The 22,509-nt window shown below is 44.3% G+C and carries 24 protein-coding genes and 4 riboswitches; of the genes, 16 read left to right on the top strand and 8 right to left on the bottom strand.

What is annotated here, in order from left to right:
* Positions 1 to 90: 90 nt before the first annotated feature.
* From AZ46_RS15760 to AZ46_RS15735, 6 genes are all read left to right on the top strand, one after another.
* Positions 91 to 987 carry an aldo/keto reductase gene (locus tag AZ46_RS15760; RefSeq protein ID WP_029284339.1) on the top strand — a complete coding sequence of 299 codons (897 nt, stop codon included), beginning with the start codon at positions 91 to 93 and terminating at the stop codon, positions 985 to 987.
* A 110-nt stretch (positions 988 to 1,097) separates the two neighbouring features.
* Positions 1,098 to 1,589 carry an RNA polymerase sigma factor gene (locus AZ46_RS15755; protein WP_029284337.1) on the top strand — a complete coding sequence of 164 codons (492 nt, stop codon included), beginning with the start codon at positions 1,098 to 1,100 and terminating at the stop codon, positions 1,587 to 1,589.
* Entirely contained in the window at positions 1,579 to 2,127 is a 549-nt protein-coding gene (locus AZ46_RS15750) for a hypothetical protein (RefSeq protein WP_029284336.1), read from the top strand. The genes AZ46_RS15755 and AZ46_RS15750 overlap by 11 nt, the downstream gene beginning before the upstream one ends.
* A 91-nt stretch (positions 2,128 to 2,218) precedes the next feature.
* The gene (locus AZ46_RS15745; RefSeq protein WP_029284334.1) at positions 2,219 to 2,653 is read left to right on the top strand and encodes a MarR family winged helix-turn-helix transcriptional regulator; all 435 of its coding nucleotides are present in this window, start codon (positions 2,219 to 2,221) and stop codon (positions 2,651 to 2,653) included.
* A 91-nt stretch (positions 2,654 to 2,744) separates the two neighbouring features.
* Positions 2,745 to 3,404, top strand: coding sequence for an SDR family NAD(P)-dependent oxidoreductase (locus tag AZ46_RS15740; RefSeq protein ID WP_029284332.1), 660 nt, complete (start codon positions 2,745 to 2,747; stop codon positions 3,402 to 3,404).
* A 21-nt stretch (positions 3,405 to 3,425) separates the two neighbouring features.
* Positions 3,426 to 3,950, top strand: coding sequence for an NAD(P)H-dependent oxidoreductase (locus tag AZ46_RS15735; RefSeq protein WP_029284330.1), 525 nt, complete (start codon positions 3,426 to 3,428; stop codon positions 3,948 to 3,950).
* Positions 3,951 to 4,394: 444 nt separating this feature from the next.
* Here the strand turns inward: AZ46_RS15735 and AZ46_RS15730 are convergent, their stop codons facing one another.
* The 4 genes from AZ46_RS15730 to AZ46_RS15715 all read right to left on the bottom strand — a co-directional run bounded on the left by AZ46_RS15730 (position 4,395) and on the right by AZ46_RS15715 (position 6,643).
* Positions 4,395 to 5,294, bottom strand: coding sequence for an EamA family transporter (locus AZ46_RS15730; protein ID WP_029284328.1), 900 nt, complete (start codon positions 5,292 to 5,294; stop codon positions 4,395 to 4,397).
* Positions 5,295 to 5,307: 13 nt separating this feature from the next.
* Positions 5,308 to 5,622, bottom strand: coding sequence for a DMT family transporter (locus AZ46_RS15725; RefSeq protein ID WP_029284326.1), 315 nt, complete (start codon positions 5,620 to 5,622; stop codon positions 5,308 to 5,310).
* Positions 5,622 to 5,960 carry a DMT family transporter gene (locus AZ46_RS15720; RefSeq protein ID WP_029284323.1) on the bottom strand — a complete coding sequence of 113 codons (339 nt, stop codon included), beginning with the start codon at positions 5,958 to 5,960 and terminating at the stop codon, positions 5,622 to 5,624. Before AZ46_RS15720 ends, AZ46_RS15725 begins: the two co-directional genes overlap by 1 nt.
* A gap of 101 nt (positions 5,961 to 6,061) precedes the next feature.
* The gene (locus tag AZ46_RS15715) at positions 6,062 to 6,643 is read right to left on the bottom strand and encodes a TetR/AcrR family transcriptional regulator (RefSeq protein WP_029284321.1); all 582 of its coding nucleotides are present in this window, start codon (positions 6,641 to 6,643) and stop codon (positions 6,062 to 6,064) included.
* Positions 6,644 to 6,857: 214 nt separating this feature from the next.
* Between AZ46_RS15715 and AZ46_RS15710 the strand changes: the two genes are divergently transcribed.
* Positions 6,858 to 8,036 (top strand): D-alanyl-D-alanine carboxypeptidase family protein, encoded by a 1,179-nt coding sequence (locus AZ46_RS15710; RefSeq protein ID WP_029284319.1) that lies wholly within the window; start codon positions 6,858 to 6,860, stop codon positions 8,034 to 8,036.
* A gap of 47 nt (positions 8,037 to 8,083) precedes the next feature.
* Here AZ46_RS15710 and AZ46_RS15705 read toward each other — a convergent pair whose 3' ends face one another.
* The 3 genes from AZ46_RS15705 to AZ46_RS15695 all read right to left on the bottom strand — a co-directional run bounded on the left by AZ46_RS15705 (position 8,084) and on the right by AZ46_RS15695 (position 11,874).
* Positions 8,084 to 9,466 carry an amino acid permease gene (locus AZ46_RS15705; RefSeq protein ID WP_029284317.1) on the bottom strand — a complete coding sequence of 461 codons (1,383 nt, stop codon included), beginning with the start codon at positions 9,464 to 9,466 and terminating at the stop codon, positions 8,084 to 8,086.
* A 187-nt stretch (positions 9,467 to 9,653) separates the two neighbouring features.
* Positions 9,654 to 10,991, bottom strand: coding sequence for a type I glutamate--ammonia ligase (gene glnA / locus AZ46_RS15700; protein ID WP_029284315.1), 1,338 nt, complete (start codon positions 10,989 to 10,991; stop codon positions 9,654 to 9,656).
* Positions 10,992 to 11,107: 116 nt separating this feature from the next.
* Positions 11,108 to 11,242, bottom strand: a riboswitch (cyclic di-AMP (ydaO/yuaA leader).
* Between the two features lie 254 nt (positions 11,243 to 11,496).
* Positions 11,497 to 11,874: a Na-translocating system protein MpsC family protein gene (locus AZ46_RS15695; protein ID WP_029284313.1), complete on the bottom strand. Its 378-nt coding sequence runs from the start codon at positions 11,872 to 11,874 to the stop codon at positions 11,497 to 11,499.
* A gap of 360 nt (positions 11,875 to 12,234) precedes the next feature.
* Positions 12,235 to 12,371: riboswitch (cyclic di-AMP (ydaO/yuaA leader) on the top strand.
* 362 nt (positions 12,372 to 12,733) lie between these two features.
* Here AZ46_RS15695 and AZ46_RS15685 point away from each other — a divergent pair.
* The 8 genes from AZ46_RS15685 (at position 12,734) to AZ46_RS15655 (ending at position 20,333) form a co-directional block, all read left to right on the top strand.
* Positions 12,734 to 13,123, top strand: coding sequence for a hypothetical protein (locus AZ46_RS15685; protein WP_139015517.1), 390 nt, complete (start codon positions 12,734 to 12,736; stop codon positions 13,121 to 13,123).
* A 56-nt stretch (positions 13,124 to 13,179) separates the two neighbouring features.
* Positions 13,180 to 13,330: riboswitch (cyclic di-AMP (ydaO/yuaA leader) on the top strand.
* A gap of 99 nt (positions 13,331 to 13,429) precedes the next feature.
* Positions 13,430 to 13,813, top strand: coding sequence for a hypothetical protein (locus AZ46_RS21045; RefSeq protein ID WP_051827375.1), 384 nt, complete (start codon positions 13,430 to 13,432; stop codon positions 13,811 to 13,813).
* Positions 13,814 to 13,932: 119 nt separating this feature from the next.
* Positions 13,933 to 14,013, top strand: coding sequence for a potassium-transporting ATPase subunit F (locus AZ46_RS22595; RefSeq protein WP_081414239.1), 81 nt, complete (start codon positions 13,933 to 13,935; stop codon positions 14,011 to 14,013).
* An 18-nt stretch (positions 14,014 to 14,031) separates the two neighbouring features.
* Positions 14,032 to 15,708: a potassium-transporting ATPase subunit KdpA gene (gene kdpA, locus AZ46_RS15675; RefSeq protein WP_051827374.1), complete on the top strand. Its 1,677-nt coding sequence runs from the start codon at positions 14,032 to 14,034 to the stop codon at positions 15,706 to 15,708.
* A gap of 74 nt (positions 15,709 to 15,782) precedes the next feature.
* Positions 15,783 to 17,852 carry a potassium-transporting ATPase subunit KdpB gene (gene kdpB, locus AZ46_RS15670; RefSeq protein ID WP_412768604.1) on the top strand — a complete coding sequence of 690 codons (2,070 nt, stop codon included), beginning with the start codon at positions 15,783 to 15,785 and terminating at the stop codon, positions 17,850 to 17,852.
* Between the two features lie 20 nt (positions 17,853 to 17,872).
* The gene (gene kdpC / locus AZ46_RS15665) at positions 17,873 to 18,457 is read left to right on the top strand and encodes a potassium-transporting ATPase subunit KdpC (protein ID WP_029284301.1); all 585 of its coding nucleotides are present in this window, start codon (positions 17,873 to 17,875) and stop codon (positions 18,455 to 18,457) included.
* A 291-nt stretch (positions 18,458 to 18,748) separates the two neighbouring features.
* Complete coding sequence (gene kdpDN / locus AZ46_RS15660; RefSeq protein ID WP_029284299.1) at positions 18,749 to 19,900, top strand: KdpD-like non-kinase potassium sensor; 1,152 nt, start codon at positions 18,749 to 18,751, stop codon at positions 19,898 to 19,900.
* A 16-nt stretch (positions 19,901 to 19,916) separates the two neighbouring features.
* Positions 19,917 to 20,333 (top strand): CBS domain-containing protein, encoded by a 417-nt coding sequence (locus AZ46_RS15655; RefSeq protein WP_029284297.1) that lies wholly within the window; start codon positions 19,917 to 19,919, stop codon positions 20,331 to 20,333.
* A 31-nt stretch (positions 20,334 to 20,364) separates the two neighbouring features.
* On the opposite strand, the gene AZ46_RS15650 is transcribed toward AZ46_RS15655, so the two are convergent.
* Complete coding sequence (locus tag AZ46_RS15650; protein ID WP_029284296.1) at positions 20,365 to 21,780, bottom strand: amino acid permease; 1,416 nt, start codon at positions 21,778 to 21,780, stop codon at positions 20,365 to 20,367.
* Between the two features lie 116 nt (positions 21,781 to 21,896).
* Positions 21,897 to 22,074: riboswitch (Lysine riboswitch) on the bottom strand.
* A gap of 221 nt (positions 22,075 to 22,295) precedes the next feature.
* On the opposite strand from AZ46_RS15650, the gene AZ46_RS15640 reads away from it, so the two are divergent.
* Positions 22,296 to 22,472, top strand: a complete 177-nt coding sequence (locus tag AZ46_RS15640) for a twin-arginine translocase TatA/TatE family subunit (RefSeq protein WP_029284291.1) — start codon at positions 22,296 to 22,298, stop codon at positions 22,470 to 22,472.
* The last annotated feature ends 37 nt before the right edge of the window (positions 22,473 to 22,509 follow it).

Genomic DNA, 22,509 nt, shown 5'->3' with positions numbered 1-22,509 from the left:
ATGGCGGCAGCAACGAAGGGTTATCTTTCGTATTATTGTCCGAATTGTTATAAAATTTACAGGAGATCCATTTCAGGGAGGATGAGGAAAATGGAAAGACGCGCGTTTGGAAAAACAGATATGATGGTCAGTGTACTTGGTTTTGGAGCAGCGGAAATCGGGTTTTCAAATGCTTCTGAAGAAACGGTGGACCGCCTTCTCGGAACGGCGCTTGATGCCGGGTTGAACGTCATCGATACCGCAGAATGCTACAACACAAGTGAAGAACTGATCGGCAAAACGATGTCTCACCGCAGAGATGATTTTTATCTTTTCACAAAGTGCGGCCACACGTCAGGCCTTGACGGCGAAGACTGGAATCCGGCCATGCTTGAAGAATCCATCGACCGAAGCTTAAAAAGGCTCAAAACAGACTATGTTGATACCATCCATCTGCACAGCTGCTCTGAGGATATCCTCAGACAGGGAGATGTCATTGATGTTCTAAAGCGGGCGAAGGAGAAGGGGAAAACCCGCTATATCGGCTACAGCGGAGATCACACTGACGCCTTGTATGCGATAAAAACCGGCGCTTTCGATACCTTTGAAACATCCGTCAGCATCGCCGATCAGGAGGCTGTTGATCTCACAATTCCGGAGGCAGTAAAAAGAGGAATGGGCATCATTGCAAAACGCCCAATTGCAAACGTTGCCTGGAACTACAGCGAGAAGCCTGAAAACGGCTATTACCAGGAGTATTGGGAAAGATTTAACGAGCTTGATTATCCGTTTCTAAAAGGGGAATTGCCTGAGGCAGTAGAAAAAGCACTCCGTTTTACACTTACAGTTCCGGGTGTTCATACAGCCATTGTCGGAACGGCGAAACCGGACAGGTGGATACAGAATGCGAAGCTTGCGGCTAAAGGCAATCTTTCAGAAAAAGAATATAATCAAATAAGAGACCTATATAACCGTGCTGCCAAAAAGGAATGGGCCGGACAAGTATAAGAGGGAGGAAAATTCAGTCTGAAAAGGGACTGAATTTTTTTCGTTTCAGTGAGAGAATGGGAGAAAGAAAACGTCTAATGGGGCAAAGAGGGCAAAATGAGGTGAATGGGATGGACGGACAGGAACTGGAGAGGATGTTCAGCGAATACGGTGACGATGTGCATCACTTTCTTGTCTATTATAAAGGTACGCATGATGTCGAAGATGAGGTTCAGGAAGTGTTTTTAAAAGCATTCAAAAGCAGGTTCCGGGACGAGAGCCATCCGAAAACCTGGCTGATCAGCATCGCAAGAAGACTTGTGATCGACCAGTGGAGGAGAAAAAAATTTCTTGGCTGGATGCCCGGAGTGCGGAATGTGAAAACGCCGGATGAGATCCTGCTTGAACATGAGGAGCTGAGTGAAGCGTACAAAGCGATTTCAGAGCTGAAGGCAGAATACCGCGATGTGATTTTGCTCAGAATTGTTTCTGAGCTTTCGGTAGAAGAAACAGCACATGTTCTCGGATGGTCAAGGGACAAAGTAAGCCGGACGTATTACCGGGCCCTGCAGAAATTAAAGCAAAACCCACGGTTGGAAAGAGGTGCTGAGCTTGAATTATGAGAACATGAAATTCCCTAGAAAAAATATGTCCCCTTCACAAAAACAATTCATTCGTGAACGCATGCAGAGAAGGCAGGCTCCTATTACACTCATGCACCGATTTTTTCAGATAGCTGCTGCCGCTGTTCTGCTCCTTGGCATTGGTGTTTTCTCTGTCTATCTTGCAAATGAATCCGGCAGGAGCGGCGAGCAAACGTACGCAATTGATCTGCCGCAGGGAATGGACATTTTAAAAAGGGAGAAGGGTCTTGAATTCAAGCTGGGCGAGCGCACAGTCGGAGGTGCTGTTCCTAGTTCGACTAAGGAAAAACTAAGTCTTGAATCCAGTCCTGGAATTTTTGAGATAAAGGAGATCACGAACCTGGCCTATCCTGCTGAACGATTGCTTCAGCACGTAAAGACGATGACCGCCGTGCAGACCTATCATTATTTTCTTGAACTTGAAGACGGGACGCTTGTGCGTGTTTACTTCCATACTCCTTATGTAACAGAAGAGCAGGCAGAGGAAGCAATGAAGACGTTTCGGGCAGGGGACTGATTGACGCTCTCCCTGCTCTGAATGACTTACTTGACATTGCATTTAGAAAAATGTTAATTTGTATATGCAAATGAAAAAAGGAATGATGCAGATGAACGAAGAAGAACAAGTACTCATGCACTGCTTGTATTTTACAGCGAGCAGGTTTGCTCGAAACATGACAAAGCTTGCTGAACAGGTTTTTGATGCGGGTGACCTTGCACCATCTTACTTGTACTTAATCATGACCGTTAAATTCCATCCCGGAATTACTCAAAAAGAGCTGTGCAAAAAGCTTTCCATTGCGCCTTCCACAAGCACCAGATTTATTGATAAGCTTGAGAAGCAGGGGCTTGTAAACCGGAAAGTAAGCGGCAAGCAGTCTTTCATTTCACTTACGAGTGAGGGAGATAAAATTTATACACAGTTCCGGGCATCTCTGAAGGATCTGTTTCAGGAATACTCGGCTGTTCTAGGAAAAGAATTCAGCCTGGAATTAAGCAAGTCACTGCATGAGGCGAGCAATAAACTAGAGAAAAGAACGTAAATTTTTTTTTGGTATTCATTTGCATGTACAACTATATTTTTTTGCTTATTCATTTGCATATACAAATATAAAGTGCAAAGGAGATAGAAATATGAATGAAAATGTCCTGCTTGTGGTTGGAGCCGGCAAAGGAATCAGTTTGAACACGGCTCTTGCATTTGGGAGAAAAGGATTTAGGGTGGCGATGATCGCACGCCGAAAAGAAGCTTTGGCGGATTATCAAAGAGAACTGGAAGCTCATGGAATAGAGGCTAGAGGATTCAAGGCAGATATCGCATCCGAATCTCAACTTAAGTCCGCCATTTCAGATGTTATCCATGCTTTTGGCAAGGTGGATGTTCTCTTGTACAATGCGGCTGCAGGAAAGCCGGGAAAACCGACGGCCCTTGACAGCGGAGATTTGATTGCCGATTTCAAAGTCAGCGTGTCTGGAGCTCTTGCAAGCACGAAAGAAGTTCTTCCATATATGAACAAAGGGGCTATTCTTCTGACTGGCGGTGGGCTTGCTCTCCATCCTTACGCAGATCTCGCGTCTTTATCCATAGGAAAAGCAGGGATCCGCAGTCTGGCCAAAAGCCTTCATGATGAACTGAAGCCGGAAGGAATTTATGCAGGTACTTTGACGATAAAAGGCTTTGTAGAATCCGGCACCTACTATGATTCAGAAAAAATTGCCGATGCTTTTTACAGTATGTATCAAAACCGAACAGAAGCAGAGGTTATTTACGAAGAAACGACCGGCGGAAACTAAATAAAAGGAGAGATACATGAAATGAAAACACTTGTTATACTTGCACACCCTCATCTATCAGATTCAACAGTCAACAAAGCGTGGAGTCTCAGATTACACGAAGAGCAGGACGTCACGGTTCATGACCTTTACAGTGAGTATCCTGATTTTAAAATTGACATGGAACGCGAACAAAAGCTCTTGCTTGAACACGACCGGATCGTTTTTCAGTTTCCATTCTACTGGTACAGCAGTCCGTCACTTTTGAAAGAATGGCAGGATGAAGTTCTTGCCTACGGCTGGGCATATGGCTCACAGGGGACAAAGCTTCACGGAAAAGAGTTTATGCTGGCTGTTTCAACGGGAGGACCGGAAGCTGCGTATCAGTCAGGCGGCTATAACCATTACAGCATGAGCGAGCTGTTCAAGCCGTTTCAGGCAATGGCTAATCTGACCGGCATGCGCTTTCTTCCAGCGTTTGTCGAGCATGGGGTAAGAACGCTGAATCAGGAACAGGTAAACGAAAGTGCAGAGGCATTGATCCGCCACATTAAAGCGGATTATTAAGACACAGCATATAGAAAAGAGGGTGAATTTGAGTATAAACACATCAAATTCACCCTCTTTTTTTCTATATAAGGCATACGTGGCGTACAATCTATTTTCTTTCTTACGTTATAATCTCCATCCTGTGTAAAAATAGCGTACGATTCGAGTGTTTCCTTACGTTATAATTTTCATTCGGTGTACGTATAGCGTACGATTCGAGTGTTTCCTTACGTTATAATTTTCATTCGGTGTACGTATAGCGTACGATTCGAGTGTTTCCTTACGTTATAATTTTCATCTGGTGTACATATAGCGTACGATTCGAGTGTTTTCTTACGTTATAATCTTCATCTGGTGTACGAATAGCATACGATTTGAGGGTTTCCTTACGTTATAATCTCCATCCAGTGTACGTATAGCATACGATTCACGTTTTTTCCTCTTTTTGCTGTGCATATCACCTTACATATCCAGCGTATGACTTACCTTCTTTTTCTGCCGAAAATAATAAAAAAGCTGCGAGACGGAAATTCCCAAAAGGATAAGCATAATACCGGCCGTCTGCACCAGGTTCACCGATTCTTTCAGAAAAAAGACCGAGCATAGAACGGCTGCTGGCAGTTCGGCAGCACCGACAATCGTGGCGAGTCCTGAGCCTATTTTAGGAGTGCCGATGGAAAACAGCACAACCGGGATAAACACGCCGAAAAAGCCGAGCGGCAAGGCGAATTTCCATAGTCCTTCCTGAAGAGAACCATTTGTCATAAAATCGGGAGTGAAAAGGACGGTGAGAAAGATCGCCGCCCCAAACGACATGAACAAGCTTCTGTTCAGCGATGGAAGCTCAGCTGCCACTTTTCCGCTTGCAAAGATAAAGAGGGAAAAAGAGACAGCCGAGAAAAGGCCCCAGATGATTCCCGGGTCCGTTAAGCTGACGGCTTCTTTCCCGAACAGGTTGCCTGCCATGAAAGTGCCTATAAGCAAAAGAAGGACAGCGAAAAGCTTCGCTCTGTCAGGTCTCTTTTTAAGATAAACTGCCTCAATTAAAATGCCGATCCATGTAAATTGAAACAGCAGAATAATCGCAATGGACGCCGGAACGGTTTCAAGTGATTTGCCGTAAAAAATCCCTGTAAAACTTGTCGTCGTCCCTGTCAGCATCAAGAAGAGCGCCTGTTTCCATGTCGCTTTTTTTCTTGAAAAGAGAAGGGAGCAGACTAAAAACAGAAGAAAGCCAGTCACATACTGGCTGCCGATCACTTCTTCCACTGAATAGCCCTGTTTGTAGGCAAGCTTGATAATTGTTGAAATGATACCGTAGCTGCATGCGCCAATAAACACGAGAAACGAATATTTAATCAAAAGTAAAAACTCCTTACGAAACCAGTTTGAGCCCTACCGTTGCGGAAATAATCATGCTGATGAATAATATCCGTTTCCAGCTCTTTGAATCCCCGTAGAACAAGATGCCGATCAGCGCACTCCCGGCAGATCCGATTCCTGTCCAGACGGAATAGGCAGTCCCGAGTGAAATCGTCTGGAGGGACTGATTCAGCAGCAGAAAGCTTAGCGAAAAACCTGCAATCATAATCAGCAGTGGAACGATTCCCTTAGATTCCTTCATTTTATTAATCCCGATAACGCCGGCTACTTCAAACAGGCCGGCCCCAATTAGAAACGCCCAGTCCATTATATGGAAGCCTCCTCTTTTTTGTCATCAGACAGTGTTTTTAACCCGATAACCCCGCATACTAAAACGGTGATTAAAAGGATTTTAACCAGCTGAAAAGGCTCATTAAAAAACAGAATTTCTGCTATAACGGTTCCGGCTGCCCCAAGTCCCGTAAAAACAGCGTAAACCGTACTGACAGGCAGTCTTTTCGATGCACTGATCAGCAGGTAAAAGCTGATGCAGATTGTGATGATGGTTCCCAGGCATTCAAGCCAGCTGTCTGAATACTTCAGACCGGCAACCCAAATGACTTCAATAAAACCGGCCATAAATACTTTCGTCCAGTCTTTGTTCATGATAATCGTCCTTTCCTTATGTTTCCATATCATCGATGAGAACGGATGAGAGGCAGAAAAGCACCTTCTTTACCGAATGATATTTTGGATGCCTGTCAGGGCTAAACGGTCGGCTCCGCTTTTCTTTTAATCCCATTCCAATAAACGCAAAAACAGCTGTCCAGCCGTTTTTGCACGCGCGAAGGTCCGCCATAAAGCATTTCGGCGAAAACAGCATCTGCGACACCCATATACGCCGTGGCCGCTTCAGACGGTTTTACAGCAAGAGCAGGCTGATTTTCAAAAACGCTGATGAGCAGTTCTTCAAACGTATCGAGGTACACATAAACTTTTTCCATGACCTCCCGATATAAATGTGAGGGGGGCAAAAAGCTAATTCTCAGCATGAATTTTGTTTCCGCCTCCACTTCGAAACGGTGCACATAATCCGTCAAATAGGAGAAGAGAATTTCTTTTAGATGAGGCTGTTCTGAAGAAGAAAATGAAGCTTTTGCATATTCAATTTCCTTTTCAAGAACATCAGCCATCGCTTTAAGAAAGAGTTCATCCTTATTTTTAAAATGGGTGTAAATCGACTGTTTCTTTATTCCAACTTCAGCAGCAATGTCAGCCAGTGAAGTACCTTCATAGCCATGATCGGCAAATAGGCGGATGGCCGCCTGTTTAAGCTGTTCTGAGGTCACATTGAAAACCGCCTTCCTGACGTTCGTCAGGTAAAGTATATGACAGGCAGAATTGGAAGTCAAATCAATAAAAATACAGATTTTTCTATAAATTCAGGTAAAATGAACGTTTATGCATCCGTTTCTATAACTTTACATTGTCATGCCGTTTTATTACCTGTTATGCTTGTATACGGAATGAATATAGACTACTACAATCAGGAGATTTATATAGATGAAAAAAACCCCTTTGATTCTTGCAGCGAGCTTCTTTTTAGGTATGATTTTTTCTTCAGAACCATCAGCAGAGGAACTGTCGGCAAATGAACCGGCAATCGAAAGTGAATCAGCCGTCCTGATCGATGCTGATTCCGGCCAGATTCTCTATTCGAAAAAAAGCGATGCCGAGATGTACCCTGCTAGTGTGACAAAAATGGCCACAGCCATCTATGCGATTGAAAATGGGAATTTGGATGATATCGTAACTGTCAGCGAAAATGCCAGAAATGCCGACGGGACAAGAGTGTATCTTGAGGCAGGCGAACAGGTGCCACTGAAAAAGCTGATTCAGGGACTCATGATCAATTCCGGGAATGATGCAGGAATTGCCATTGCTGAACATATCAGCGGAAATGTAGAAACATTTTCAAAGGAAATGAATGAGTTTTTGGAGAAGAAAGTAGGGCTTGAGGATACTCATTTTACGAACCCGCACGGTCTTTTTGACCCGAATCATGTCACCACAGCGGAAGATTTGGCTGCTTTGACTCAGTATGCATCACAAAACGAAATCTTCCGCGAGATCTTTTCAACAGCCGAGCTGAAATGGGACGGGGAAACCTGGGATACAACTCTCCACAATCATCACAAACTTCTGCAGGCGACCCCATATGAAGGAATGGTGGGGGGAAAGAACGGATATGTCAGCCAGTCCGGTTTTACGCTGTCGACTCTCGCTGAAAGAGAAAATATCAGGCTGATCGCTGTCACGCTGAATGCAAAGACAGACCGTATGTCTTACAAAGATACGGTCAAGCTGCTTGATTACGGCTTTGCAAATTTCACATCCGAATTTGTCGCTTCTGGAACATATTATAAGGATCAAGAAGGACAGGAGTTCACATTGGATGAGCCGCTTTATTATGCCAGAAAAACACATGAGACCATTTCTGCTGATGTGGATACCAGCGGAAATTTGACGATTGACGGTGAAGATGGCCGAGAACTCGCCAAACATCCGCTTGATCCTGTGAAAGCTGAAAAAAATAAGCTTGTGAAAAGCGCAGTAGCAGATGTAGAACCCGTTTTTGGGAAAAGCGTTCTGCATGATCATCTGAAGTTTATTGTCATGATTTCATTTGCTGTCGCACTGCTGCTAGTCGGGTACTTTTTCAGACAGGTCAGACGATCATAAAGAGTAAAAACCTTTCTCCTGCAGCGGAGAAAGGTTTTTTTAGCGATCTAAACTAGTTTGCTGTTTTTCCTTGCATAAACGAAATAGATGACGGCCCCGATGGCAATCCAGATGATAAAGGAAGTCCAAGTGATGGCCGGAAGGCTCGTCATGAGGTAGATGCAGAACAAGGCGCTGATTGCCGGGAATACAGGGACGAACGGCACTTTAAATGCCCTCTCAAGAGTTGGGTGTGTTTTTCTCAGAACGATCACAGTGATTGATATCAGGGTGAAGGCCGCAAGGGTACCCAGGTTCACTAAATGGGCCAGTGTAGTCAAATCGACGAAGCCTGCAATGGCTGCTGCAACGAGACCTGTCAGCCACGTATTTTTGAATGGCGTTTTAAATGATGGATGCACACTTGATAAAACGCTTGGAAGCAGTCCGTCACGGCTCATCGCAAATGAAATCCGGACCTGCGCATACATCATCACGAGAAGCACAGTCGTAATGCCTGCAATTGCCCCGACAGAAACGAAGCCTGCCAGTGTGTTCTGGCCGACAAAGTGAAGGGCGAAAGAAACCGGATCGGCCACATTCAGTTTTGTATAAGGAACCATTCCTGTCAGGATAAGCGAAACGATGATATACAGAGCTGTACAAACAGTCAAAGAAGCAATAATGCCGATCGGGACATCCCGCTGCGGTCTCTTCACTTCTTCAGCTGCAGTGGCAACAGCATCAAACCCGATATATGCAAAAAACACAGTCGCAGCACCTGTTACAATCCCGTCAAAGCCAAAAGGGACAAACGGCGTCCAGTTTGCAGGCTTAACATACCACACACCAGCTACGATAAAAGCGATGATCACGGCAAGTTTGACGAACACCATGATGTTGTTGACGCGGGTGCTTTCTTTGATTCCTTTTGACAGAAGTGCGGTGATTAAAAAGATGATGCACACAGCAGGCAAATCGATCAATCCGCCCTTTCCAGCACCGGGAGCGGAGGTGAAGGCCTTTGGCAGGTCCAGTCCGAAACCTGCGAGCAGTGATTGAAAGTAAGCAGACCATCCGGTTGCAACAGCAGAAGTCGCAAGCAAATATTCAAGCATCAAATCCCACCCGATTAAAAAAGCAAAAAGCTCACCAAGTGTTGCATATGTATAGGTGTACACGCTCCCTGAAATCGGCACTGAGGAAGCGAACTCAGCATAACAAAAGGCAGCAAGCGCACAGGCAATACCGGACAGGACAAAAGAAAGAATGAGTGCAGGGCCCGCAGCTTCTGCAGCAACTACTCCTGTCAGAACAAAAATGCCTGTACCCACGATGGCTCCGATGCCGAGCAGGGTCAAATCCATTGCACCCATCGTGCGTTCAAGTGACTTTTGCTGACTTTGGGCAAGCAGGTCGGTAATTGATTTTTTTCGGAAAAGGGAATTCATACAGTATCCTCCAACAGTTGAGAATAACACTCTCACAAAAGTATATTGATATAATAACCAGTCCGCTCACCTTGCGAATCAGCTTATTTTCTTACGTTAACCAACTGGCCGGAAATTATGAATCCCTTCACGGAATGAGACACAAAAAATCCCGATTCAACAACGAACCGGGGTTTTTGATTTTCTATTAAAATTTCGTCTGATAACGTTCAATTTCCCATAAATGTACGGTATTTCTGTATTCGTGCCATTCAGCCCTTTTATGAAGAAGAAATTGACGGAAAACGTGAGGCCCTAGAACCATTTTCGCAAGTGGGCCGTTTTCCAGCAAATCCAGTGCTGTCTCAAGGTTATCTGGAAGATGCTTGATGCCTTTTTCAAGCCGCTCTGATTCTGTCATGCTGAAAATGTCATCATGAACAGCAGCCTTCGGGAATTCTGATAAGGCAATGCCTGCCATTCCGGCTTCAGCAATCGCGGCATAAGCAAGGTATGGATTAGCGCTTGGATCAGGATGCCTCACTTCAATGCGTGTTGCAGCCTCTCTTTTTGCCGGTATGCGAATTAAGGTTGAACGGTTTGAGGTTGACCAGGCAATATAGCAAGGAGCTTCAAAGCCAGGAACAAGCCGCTTGTACGAATTAACAATCGGGTTAGTGATGGCGGTCACTTCTTCAATATAGGTCAGTATGCCATTGATAAAGTAGTAGGCTTCATTTGAAAGCTGCATATCATCGTTTTCGTCGTAAAACGTATTTTCCCTATCCTTAAGCAGCGAGATGTTCACGTGCATGCCTGATCCGTTTATTCCTTGAACCGGTTTAGGCATAAAAGAAGCATGCAGATTAAATTGCTTTGCGACATTTTTAACAACCCATTTATAAGTCGTTGCATTATCGGCAGAAGTCAGGGCATCGTTAAAACGGAAGTTGATTTCATGCTGGCCGTTTGCTACTTCATGGTGTGAGGCTTCAATTTTGAAGCCCATTGCTTTTAACGTCCGGTAGATCTCAAGCCTCACTTTTTCACCTAAATCATGAGCGGGTTCGAAATAGCCTCCCAGATCATGCGGATTTGTTGTCGGATTTCCATTCTCGTCGGTTTTGAAAAGGAAGAATTCCAATTCAGGCCCGATGCTGATGGAATAACTGAGTGATTTTGCTCTTTTCATTGCCTGCTGCAGCACAAATCTCGGATCACCTTCATAAGGAGTCATATCCGGATTGTGAATGCTGCATAGAAACCTTGCTTCCGCATACTTTTCCTCAACTGACCAGGGAATGATGGCAAATGTGTTCAAATCAGGCTTTAAATATAGGTCGGACTGATTAATTGGACAGAAGCCCGTGATTGACGACCCGTCAAACATCATTTTACCTTCCACCGCCTCATCAATCTGATCAGCTGTAATGGTGACATGCTTTAAATTCCCTTCAAGATCAACAAACTGAAGGTGCAGCAATTCTACATGTTTTTCAGCTATTTCTGCCTTGATTTCACTTAACGTATCTAAAATGGTCAACATAAAAAACACCCCGATTTTTTAATTTTTGTCTGACATTACGAACGGTTTTTGAAAAATCGAAGGATTATATTTTTGTTTCAGCAAGCGGGTTTTAGCCGGCTCTGAATAGTCACACCTTCCTCTCTCAAACAACGCATACGGAGTTAGCTGACGGATTCGGACGGTAAGAGTCGCCCGGCCGCTTGATGCTGCGGCTTCACCCCGGAAGATTGGGTCCCCCGTTCCTTTAGCGGATTCTGCGAATTAGGAAATAAATTGAGCCTATCATAAGCCCGGGTAATTTTACTTGTAAAGCTCTGAAAAAGAGGAATAATTTAGAAATTAATCTATCCAGACTCTGTTTTTCTCTCGTTTTCTCTCTCATTCTCTCTTTTTTAATTTATTGTATATCTCCAGATTATTATTTATTATTCCTGAGAAGGTGTTTGAAATGAGGTGGAAAATAGTTGAATACATAGAAAAAAGGAGTATGCGGGCTATGCATACTCCTTTTGAAATGCGGTTTTTAGCCTTTTGATTCGAGAGAACGCTCTAAATCCTTATCTACCACAAAAACCTCAATCCGTTCCCCCATTTTGGTGCTGATGTCGCTGTGGCTGGACAGCACTTTGCAGCCGGTGCATCTTTCTACGATTTCCTCAAACTCTTTACTGTACATTTCACGCAGGACTTGTCTCATTTGTTTCACAAGCTTTCTGCCATTCTCGTTTTCAACCAGGTGTTTTTCTTCAACTGTGAGAACACCTTTGAACCTCGCGATCACCATATCATGGACAATGTAGGTTCTGGTCTCCTGAGGACCGCGTCCAATTAAGTCTCTTTGAAGCTTAATAAAGGCTTCACTAAGTTCCATTTCTAATTTTTTTTTTGGCGACACAGCCATATGAATATACCCCCGGCAAACATGCTTTTGATTAACATTGCTGCTGCAGTTGCGCAGATCCACCGTCATACAATGACAAAATCTTATCTTGCTGGTGAGTGCGCTTTGCATATATTGACGAGTTTATCTTACTTACACACCCAGACCCTGTCAATAGCAAACTGTAAATGATAGGGAATAGTATGCTGGTAATATGCTGCAGCAATCGTTAAAAAAAAAGACTTAAATTTTGTAATAACATGAGCAAATAAGAGTAATAGAGAGAATGAAAGGCGAAAGCAGTATAATTCACCTGATTTTCGGTGTATTTCCCTGTTTACACGATCTCACCGCGGGAGTAAGATAATCACGTAATCACGAATTGCATAACGGCCTAGTCCCGAGATTCGGGAGCGGAGGAACCAATTTTTTGGGGTTAATTCTGCATTTGCAGGAAGGATGAGATCTTTCGCCATCCTACCCGTCAGCTAACTTCGTCGGCTAAAGCGAAGGAGGTCAAAAGACCGCCTTAACAGGAGTCTTTTTTTTACTGCCCTTTTTTAAGGCAGAGAAGAGGCCTGGGGACTGTAAAAGGTCTTTTTGATGCATGCAATTCATTCGAAAAAGGAAAAAACGGAAGACGGAACGCAAAGAGGGCTTCGGCTTGCTGGGCGTTAAGTAGACCAATGAGTACTTTTTCTCCAAAACAGCCATATGTAGATCAATCAGCTTATTCTGCTGATTTGATTGGATATGGATCTGTTTGGGGGAAGGGTAAGCATTGGTCTCTTTTTTTTTCACTTGGGCTGCTTCATCCAATAGGGTTAGAGCCGGCAGGAGGGAAAAAATACCGTTATACATGGATGTGCGGGGGATGACGATGAATCACACACTGGTTATAGGCAAGGGAGATTTATTCGGTTCTGTCGTAGAGAGTATAAGCGTGAATAGAAGATTTGCAGATGTCATGAACTATGAGCAGTATGCGTGTGAACTGTCGAACTCTAGAGATGGAAACACACGAATGGATAACCTGATCGAATTGGAAAAGAAGTTTTCAAATTATCGTTCTGTTTATGTTATATCGGATTCGATCAATGAAGGATTTGAATTAACAGCCTTTTTCTCAGATCTGGGCACGATGCGGATTATCGTGATGACAGATGACAGCAGACACTATGACCTATATAAAAAACTGGGAGCACGATACGTGATTTTCAGCAAGCCTGGAACGTGCTCGTACTGGCTTGGCGAAATGAAGCAAGGTTAAAATACGAGAATGATTTAAGGAGGTGGATCTCTAAAAGAGATGTCAAATCAGAACTGAATACCTGGACGCTTAATTTCACAATGAAATCGGGGGAACCAATCTTCTGCGGCATACAGCCGCTTGGGGTGAATCCATCTGAAAAGGTGGCAGGGCAGCTCTCATAGCCCGAATCCGACAGCTAACCCCGAAAGCGCAGTGAGGGAAATCAAAATCGCAGGTGCTGCATGCTTTTTTAAGTGATGCCTAAAAACCGCGGAAGAGACCCTCTTCCGCGGTTTTTATTGATTTGAAAAGGAAGGGAACGTCATGGAAACGATGTTGATTTGCATTCCGAGCTATACGAGGCTTGGCTGCCTGGATGAGATTCTCCCGGAGAATTCATCTCTGTCATTTATTACCGGAGATTACAGTGTAGAAAGTCATTTGAGAACCAAAGGGTTTAAAACCATTTATTTTATTAAGCAACATGCACAGTACCTGATTATAAACGAGCCCATTTCACGAGTGCTTTTGCTCGAAGACAAAATAGCTGAGACCTGCCGGCTGATGGAAATACTCAAAGCGAGTGTCAGGGCGCCGATTACGGTGATTACAAAAAGAGCGAATTATCCGGCTAAGCTTTATGAATTGCTCGGCGCTCAGCATGTCATGTATTCAAGATTGGATAACGTAAAATTTCTGATTCAATAAGAACGGGGGATTTAAATGCTTGACAGTATCATGATTCTCTCATTTGCAGCTTTAACGCTGCTTATGTCAGGACTTGTAAAATGGTCTGAAAAGATTGTGACTGAAGGAAGGGAAGAAAAGTGACGATTGTTTTGCTCGGCGGAATCGCCGCCATCACGCTCTATTTGCTTTATGCATTGGTAAACCCTGAAAAATTTTAACTTGCGGAGGAAGAGACATTGAGTGTACTATCCATACTTTCCATTATCCTGACATTGGCGCTTGTCGTCCTGCTGGCAAAGCCTGCAGGCAACTACATTGCGCGTGCGTTTTCTTATGAAACAACGAAACTTGATGCTTTTTTTGGCCCTTTTGAACATGCGGTTTATAAACTAAGCGGAATCAAACAAACGAATCAAAGTTTCAGGCAATATGCTTCTGCTCTACTGATTTCAAATATTTTCATGATTTTTATCGTTTACCTTGTGTTTCGTTTTCAGGGTTCGCTTCCGCTGAATCCGAGCGGCATTGCCGGAATGGATCCGACACTTGCCTTTAATACGGCCATCAGCTTTATGACCAATACAAATCTTCAGCATTACAGCGGAGAGAGCGGATTATCTTATCTTTCTCAGATGATCGGCATTACGTTTATGATGTTTGTCGCTCCTGCTACAGCATTTGCTGCAGCCATTGCATTAATAAGAGGACTTTCAGGCAACCCTCTTGGAAATTTCTTTGTAGATTTAATTCGTTCCATTACTCGTGTTCTTTTGCCGATAGCCTTTGTAACGGGTCTGGTATTTGTTTTTCTTGGTGTTCCTCAGACGCTGGATTCAAGTGTGACGGCAAAAACCGTAGAAGGCGCGGATCAGACGATCGCAATGGGCCCTGTTGCTTCTCTTTTATCCATTAAGGAAGTGGGCAACAACGGAGGAGGATTCTTCGGTGTCAACTCAGCCCATCCTTTTGAAAATCCTAACGGGATTAGCAACCTGCTGCAAATTCTTTTGATGCTGCTGATTCCGACAGCCCTTCCTTTCACGTATGGAAAAATGGTCGGAAACGCAAAGCAGGGCAGAATCCTATTTGCTGCAATGGCCATGATTTTCGTGGTCTTTCTTGGAACAGCTCTTTTATCTGAATATCAGGGTAACCCAAGATTGGCTGAAGCAGGCCTTGAGCAGGCATCAGGAAGCATGGAAGGCAAAGAGGTCCGCTTTGGTGCGGCACAATCTGCTCTTTATGCAATCGTGACAACAGCTTCTGAAACAGGAGCGGTTAATACCATGCATGATACGCTTTCTCCCATCACAGGGATGCTGGCCTTGTCGAATATGCTTTTGAATACGGTTTTCGGCGGGATTGGAGCTGGCTTTATGAATATCATCATGTACGCTGTCATCGCCGTTTTCTTATCTGGCCTGATGGTAGGGCGCACGCCAGAATTCCTTGGCAAGAAAATAGAAGGAAAAGAAATGAAACTGATCGCTGTTACCTTGCTGATTCATCCGTTTCTGATTCTGGGATCAACAGCCCTTGCGCTTTATACGCCGCTAGGATCTGACGGTATTTCAAATCCGGGATTCCATGGGCTTTCCCAAGTTCTTTATGAATACACATCTTCTGCAGCCAATAACGGCTCAGGCTTTGAAGGTCTTGGAGATGCCACTCCGTTCTGGAACATCTCAACAGGAATAGTCATGTTTATCGGCAGATACTTTGGCATCATTGCCATGCTTGCTGTTGGAGCATCATTAGCTTCTAAAAAGCTTGTGCCGGAAACAATCGGAACATTCCGTACAGATACTAGTTTGTTTGGCACCATATTTGTCGGAGCGGTATTTATTGTAGGGGCATTGACATTCTTCCCGGTACTGGTTTTAGGACCGGTCGCAGAGTTTTTAACTTTATAAACCTAATTGGAGGATCCGAAATGAGTAAGACATCATTAGCAACCGCAGTGAAGGCTGCTGAAAGGTATGATCAGATGGAAGATGCAAGACAGACAGAGCCGGAAGATCAGAAGCCGGAATGCAGAACGAAAGTGGATAAAGGGCTGATTGGAAACGCAATAAAGGCATCTTTTATTAAGCTTGATCCGCGAATCATGGTGAAAAATCCAATCATGTTTATTGTAGAAATTGGTTTCTTCCTGACATTGCTGCTCACTTTTGCACCTTCTGCTTTTGGATCTGCAGAAGTAAACGTGACGTTTAATTTAACGGTCTCACTGATTCTTTTGTTCACCGTGTTATTTGCTAACTTTGCTGAAGCTTTGGCAGAAGGACGGGGAATGGCTCAGGCAAACTCGCTGAAAAATTCCAAGAAAGAAATGACGGCCAATCGCCTGAAACCTAATGGAGAGATTGAGAAAATTGACTCCGCTTCGCTCCGCAAAGGAGATGTGGTTATTGTATCACAGGGAGAGTTTATTCCAGGGGACGGTGAGGTTATCTCCGGTCTTGCATCTGTTGATGAATCAGCCATTACAGGAGAATCTGCCCCTGTTATTAAGGAAGCAGGAGGGGACTTCAACTCCGTAACAGGAGGAACTAAGGTGGTCAGCGACGAGATTAAAGTGAGAATCACAAGTGATCCGGGAGAATCCTTCCTTGATAAAATGATTGCTCTTGTTGAGGGTGCACAGCGTCAGAAGACACCGAATGAAATTGCTCTGAATACGGTTTTAACTAGCTTGACACTCATTTTCATGATTGTCGTTGTAACACTTCCTTTTTATGCGGATTATCTCGGTTTTCAGCTAGAAATACCTGTTCTGATTGCACTGCTGGTTTGCCTGATTCCCACGACAATCGGGGGATTGCTATCCGCGATTGGAATCGCCGGGATGGACCGGGTAACCCAGTTCAACGTCATTGCCATGTCTGGTAAAGCCGTTGAAGCTGCAGGTGATATAAACACCATCATTCTGGACAAAACAGGTACGATTACATTCGGGAACCGGATGGCAAGTGAGTTCATTCCTGTCGGCAATGCCCCGATGCAGGACCTTGCCCAATGGACAGCCATCAGTTCACTGGATGATGAAACACCTGAGGGAAGATCGGTTCTTGAGCTGTTAAAGAACAAGCAGCTTTCATATAGAACGGATCTTGCAGCTGGAGGAACGTTCATTGAGTTCAAAGCCGAAACCCGCATGAGCGGCATGGATTTGCCTAATGGGACGGTTGTAAGAAAAGGCGCGGTTGATGCCGTGAAGAAATGGGTTCTGTCACATGGAGGAGTCATCCCTGCTGATCTTGATAAAAAAACGGATGACATTTCCAAGGCCGGCGGTACGCCGCTTGCTGTAGCCATGAATAATCAGATCTTCGGATTAATTTATTTGAAAGATACGGTGAAGTCCGGAATGAAAGAGCGGTTTGACATGCTTCGCAGCATGGGGATCAAGACCGTTATGTGTACGGGAGATAATCCTCTCACAGCTGCCACAATCGCAAAAGAAGCAGGAGTTGACGAATTTATTGCAGAGTGCAAGCCTGAGGACAAAATCGAAGTCATTAAATATGAACAATCACAGGGCAAGCTTGTTGCCATGACGGGTGACGGTACAAATGATGCCCCTGCACTTGCACAGGCAGATGTAGGTCTTGCCATGAACAGCGGAACGGCCGCTGCCAAGGAAGCTGCGAATATGGTGGATCTGGATTCGAACCCGACGAAAATCATTGAAGTTGTCTCAATCGGAAAGCAGCTGCTGATGACACGCGGGGCACTGACAACCTTCAGTATCGCAAACGATATTGCCAAATATTTTGCCATCATACCAGCCATGTTTATGCTCGCCATTCCGGAAATGAATATGCTGAATGTCATGAGACTTGATTCGCCAATCTCTGCGATCCTGTCAGCCTTGATTTTTAACGCAGTTATTATCCCGATTCTGATTCCTCTCGCAATGAAAGGTGTCAGCTATAAACCGATGAGTTCAAATGCCCTGCTCAGAAAAAATCTGCTGGTATACGGTTTCGGAGGAGTGCTGGTTCCTTTTATCGGCATTAAAATGATCGATCTCTGCCTTGCTCTATTTATATAAGAAGAAAAGAGGTTTATACAATGGAAGAAAAACAATCAATGATAGGGCCGATTATCAGAATGACCCTTGTGTTAATGGCCTTCTGCGGCCTGGTATATCCGGTTGCGGTAACAGGAATTGCCCAGGCGGCTGCTCCTCATAAGGCAGATGGAAGTTTAATTTATGATGAGAATGATAAGGTGATAGGTTCTGAGCTGATCGGTCAGTCCTTTACTGAAGCAGGCTATTTCCACGGAAGAGTTTCAAGCATTGAATACAACGGAGCAGGATCAGGATCGAACAACTACGCTCCATCCAATGAAGATATGCTGAACCGCACGATGGAATCTATAAAGGAATGGGAAAAAAACAACCCGGAAGTGAAAATTGGTCAAGTGCCGAATGATCTGCTGACAAATTCGGGTTCCGGACTTGATCCCCACATAAGTCCAAAAGCAGCCTACGTGCAGGTCGATCGAGTTTCAGAAGCAACAGGAATTAAAAAAGCTGAACTTGAAAAACTGATTGAAAACCATGTGCAGGGAAGGGAACTTGGACTGTTTGGCGAAGAAAGAGTGAATGTTCTTCAATTGAATCTGGACTTGAAAAACATGAAGAAACAATAAAAATGGCTGTGTTTCCTTATATTAGATTTTCGAAACTAGTGGACTGAAGCGGAAGGCACTTGACTCCTGCGGGATGAAGAGGGCATTGAAGATCCCGCAAGCGCAGCGAGGAAGCTTCAGGCCCTCCCCGCGGAAAGCAAGTGACTGGAGCGCAAGGGAACGGGTACCGCAGGAAACAACAATCTATTCTAAAACAGCCATAATAAAGATCCGCCTCAGTTGCAGGGTAAGCTGAGGCTGGATGCTTGCAGGCGGCAGATTACGCTTTTCTATTATAGAGCAGGTGAAACTATGAATGAAAACCAACCTTATTTCAGACGGAAAACTCCTCAAGAGCTGCTAGATGAAATAGCAGAAATGAACCGGGGCAAACTGAAGCTTTATGTCGGAGCTGCCCCAGGGGTTGGAAAATCGTATAAAATGCTTCAGGATGCCCATGATTTAAAGCTTGAAGGAATTGATGCAGTTATTGGACTGATAGAGTGTCATGGAAGAAGAGAAACAGAGGATCTGGTAAAAGACCTTGAAGTTATCCCGCTAAAAGAGATGACGTATAAAGGAAGTATATTCAGAGAACTGCATGTGGAGGCCATTATTGAAAGAAAGCCGGCGGTTGTTATTATTGACGAGCTTGCCCACACCAATATACCAGGCTCTAAAAATCTTAAAAGGTATATGGATGTAGAAGAAATACTGGAAGCAGGCATCCATGTCATGTCCGCCGTCAATATTCAGCATCTGGAAAGTGTCCATGATATTGTTCAGCAAATTACGAGAGTAGCGGTGCGCGAACGCGTGCCTGATTTGTTTGTTCAAAGAGCAAGCGAAATCCAGCTGATTGATGTGACGCCTGAAACGCTGAGAAAAAGAATGTCAGAAGGTAAAATTTACGGCTCTGACAAGATTGAGCAAAGTCTCTCCCATTTCTTTACTGTTCCCAATCTTTCTGCTTTAAGGGAGCTCGCCCTTAGAGAAGTGGCGGACGATGTAGATGAAAAAATGGAGCAGATCAGCGGAAACCTTTCATATGGTCCCATAGGCGTACATGAAAAAATACTTGTCTGCGTGGGCTACGGCCCCACAGCAGAAAAACTCATCAGAAGAGGCTGGAGGATGGCGAACCGGCTCCGAGCACAGCTTTTTATCCTCCATGCAGCAAAATTACCGGAAGAATCATTTACCCAGGAGATGAGAGAAAAAATGGAAAGGTGGAAGCTGCTGTCCTCTCAATTCAATGCCGTCTTTTTGCTTGAGCATGAGAGAAACCGGAAACCTGCAGACATCATCATAGAAACAGCAACGAAATACCATGTGACCCAAATTCTCCTTGGGCAGTCAGCAAGAACAAGATGGGAGGAAATCCGAAAAGGGTCTATCGTAAATACAATTATGAGAAAAACAGAAAACATTGATATTCATATTGTGTCAGATGGAAAAATATAGAGAGGACTTTTAAGAAATGAATATTGCTTTTTTCCTGATTCCAAAAAAGGAAGTTGTCTATTTGCCTATCCAGTCGACGATGCGTCAGGCGCTTGAAAAGATGGAATACCACCGCTATTCAGCGGTCCCTCTGCTTGATCAAGAAGGGAAATATGTCACGACGCTGACAGAGGGAGATCTGCTCTGGAAGCTGAAAAATACCCCAAACCTGAATTTTCATAACACAGAAAACATCCGGCTGACGGAAATTCCTTTTCACCGCAAAAACGAGCCCATTTCCATTCAGGCTGAGATGGAACATATTATTACAAGGGCCATGGAACAGAATTTTGTGCCAGTGACTGATGACAAAGGAATCTTCATTGGAATCATAAGAAGGAGAGAAATCATTGAGTATTGTGCAAGCCAGATGTTTGCTCCGGCAGCAAATTAAAAGGGCTGCATAATGGATGCAGCCCTTTTGGTTAAGCAGAGGCAGATTCTTCTTTTTTCATGTACTTTACAAGGAATGGATAGATCACAAAGCCTGCAAGGAAAAGGCCGACACCTAAAGCAAATGTTTTAAGGTCTGCTGTTCCGGTGACGATAACCCAGACAGAATAAATACAGGCTATGGACGCGATGATCCCGTCTTTTACACGCGAACCCTTTACCAGATCATACGTTTCTCCTTTAGCAATCAGCTTCAGGAAGAAGATGGAGGATACTAGGTACGGGAAAAGATAAGCAAGTGTAGCTGACGTTGTCAGGAACGTATAAGCTTCGCTGATGGTTCCTGAAATCGTTGAGAAAATGAAAATCTGCGACATCAAATTTGTTATCAGCAGGGCATTTACGGGACTGCCTTTTTTATTGGTCTTTGCAAAGAATGCCGGGAAGATGCCTGATTTCGCGGCCTGATACGGCACTTCAGAAGAAAGCAGAATCCAGCCGATGGTGGAACCGAACAGAGACACAACCGCGAGCAGAGCCATCGCATTCGCTCCTGCATCTCCTAAAATAACGGAGAGCACATCGACGAATGGTTTGTCGGAGGTCTGCAGCTGTTCATGCGGAAGAACGGCCATGGTTATAAGTGTGATAATCATATAGATGAAAACAGCAATGATTAAGCCGGTAATAGTCGCTTTTTTCACATCTTTTTGTGAAGATGCACGACCTGAAAGAATAACGGCCGATTCAATGCCGACAAACGCCCATAAAGTTGAGATCGCGGCGAACTGAATTTGACTTGTCAGTCCGAGTGTACTGCCGCTGTCTGTTTCAACCGGGAAATAGAATTCGCCGAAAGAGGCAGATTCGAGTGCAAATAATCCGGCAATGATAAACAGCATAAATCCAATGACTTTAGAAGCGGTAGCAGCAAAATTAAGCTTCCCTGCACCCGTCATGTTTGTGACAAGAATGGAATGAGTACCCCAAAGCAGGATGGTACACACAGCAAACGTTACTGCTCTCCCAAGCTGAACGTCCTGTGAACCTATCGTAAAAAGAACCGATTTGTCAGACATAATCGGAAAAAAGGAAGATAAATAGCCGGCAAAGCTGGTGATAATGGCGACATTGCTGATCCAGTTCGCGACCCAGTATCCCCAGACCATACTGAAGCCTGCGACATTTCCTTTTTTAGGCGAATCAAAAAGTGCTTTCGCATAGCTTTGAGGACCGGCCGTCAAATCCGGTCTGCGGATAGAAAGATTGCCGAAAACAAGAGCAATCATCAGTACGCCGAATCCAGTGACAAGCCAGGCGCTCGTTACACCGAGAGGACTTGCCGTTTGTGCAAGTGTACTCGGAAGCATGAAAATACCCGATCCGACCATATTTCCTACAACAAAGGCTGTTAACAGCCAGAAACCCCATTTTTTCTGTTTCAAAATGTGAAACCTCCTATGGAACACATACCTTATTTTCAGTCTGTGTCATTCTTGATAGAAACAAACAAAAAGACGCACGGAAAAGTCCGTGCGCCAGAATACGCAAAAACTCACCATCATCTCCAGATAGCACTCCGCAGAAAAATCTGCGGCAGTCCGGCACCTGTTCGATGCCGTCCCAGCGTATAACAGTGTGGCTGTTATACACTTCGGCGCGAAGGCCTTTCGTCATGCGTTCATCAGCCCCACCGGCCTCATGCATGCTACTCTTCCAATCGCGCAACCTCTACCTCACTGAGATGTCGTGAGGATTTTTAATGTTATTTTAATAGCATTAATTTAGCAGGGGGATATAAATTTGTCAACGAGATATCCCATTTAGCAATATTTGCATGATATCTTGAAATAATTGTCACCAAAACTTCACTTTGCAATGTACACAGGAATCTACTATAATTTACAAAGATAACGTTTTCTTTCTATTTTTATGAAAATATGACATGGAAGAAGGGTACATGATGAACTTGGGATTCGGCGAAATCATGTTGATTGTGTTTGTGGCACTCCTGCTTTTCGGACCGAAAAAACTTCCGGAGCTGGGCAAAGCTGCAGGCAAAACACTGAGAGAATTCAAGAATGCAACAAAAGGCTTAATGGATGACGATGAGGTAAAATCAGATAAATCGGTGAAGTAACTAAGAACAGCCTGCGGGTTGTTTTTTTTTTGATTTT

It is taken from the genome of Metabacillus indicus LMG 22858 (assembly GCF_000708755.2).
GTDB lineage: Bacteria > Bacillota > Bacilli > Bacillales > Bacillaceae > Bacillus_P > Bacillus_P indicus.
The sequence above is the reverse complement of the archived record's forward strand: the minus strand, read 5'-3'. Positions and strand labels throughout refer to the sequence as shown.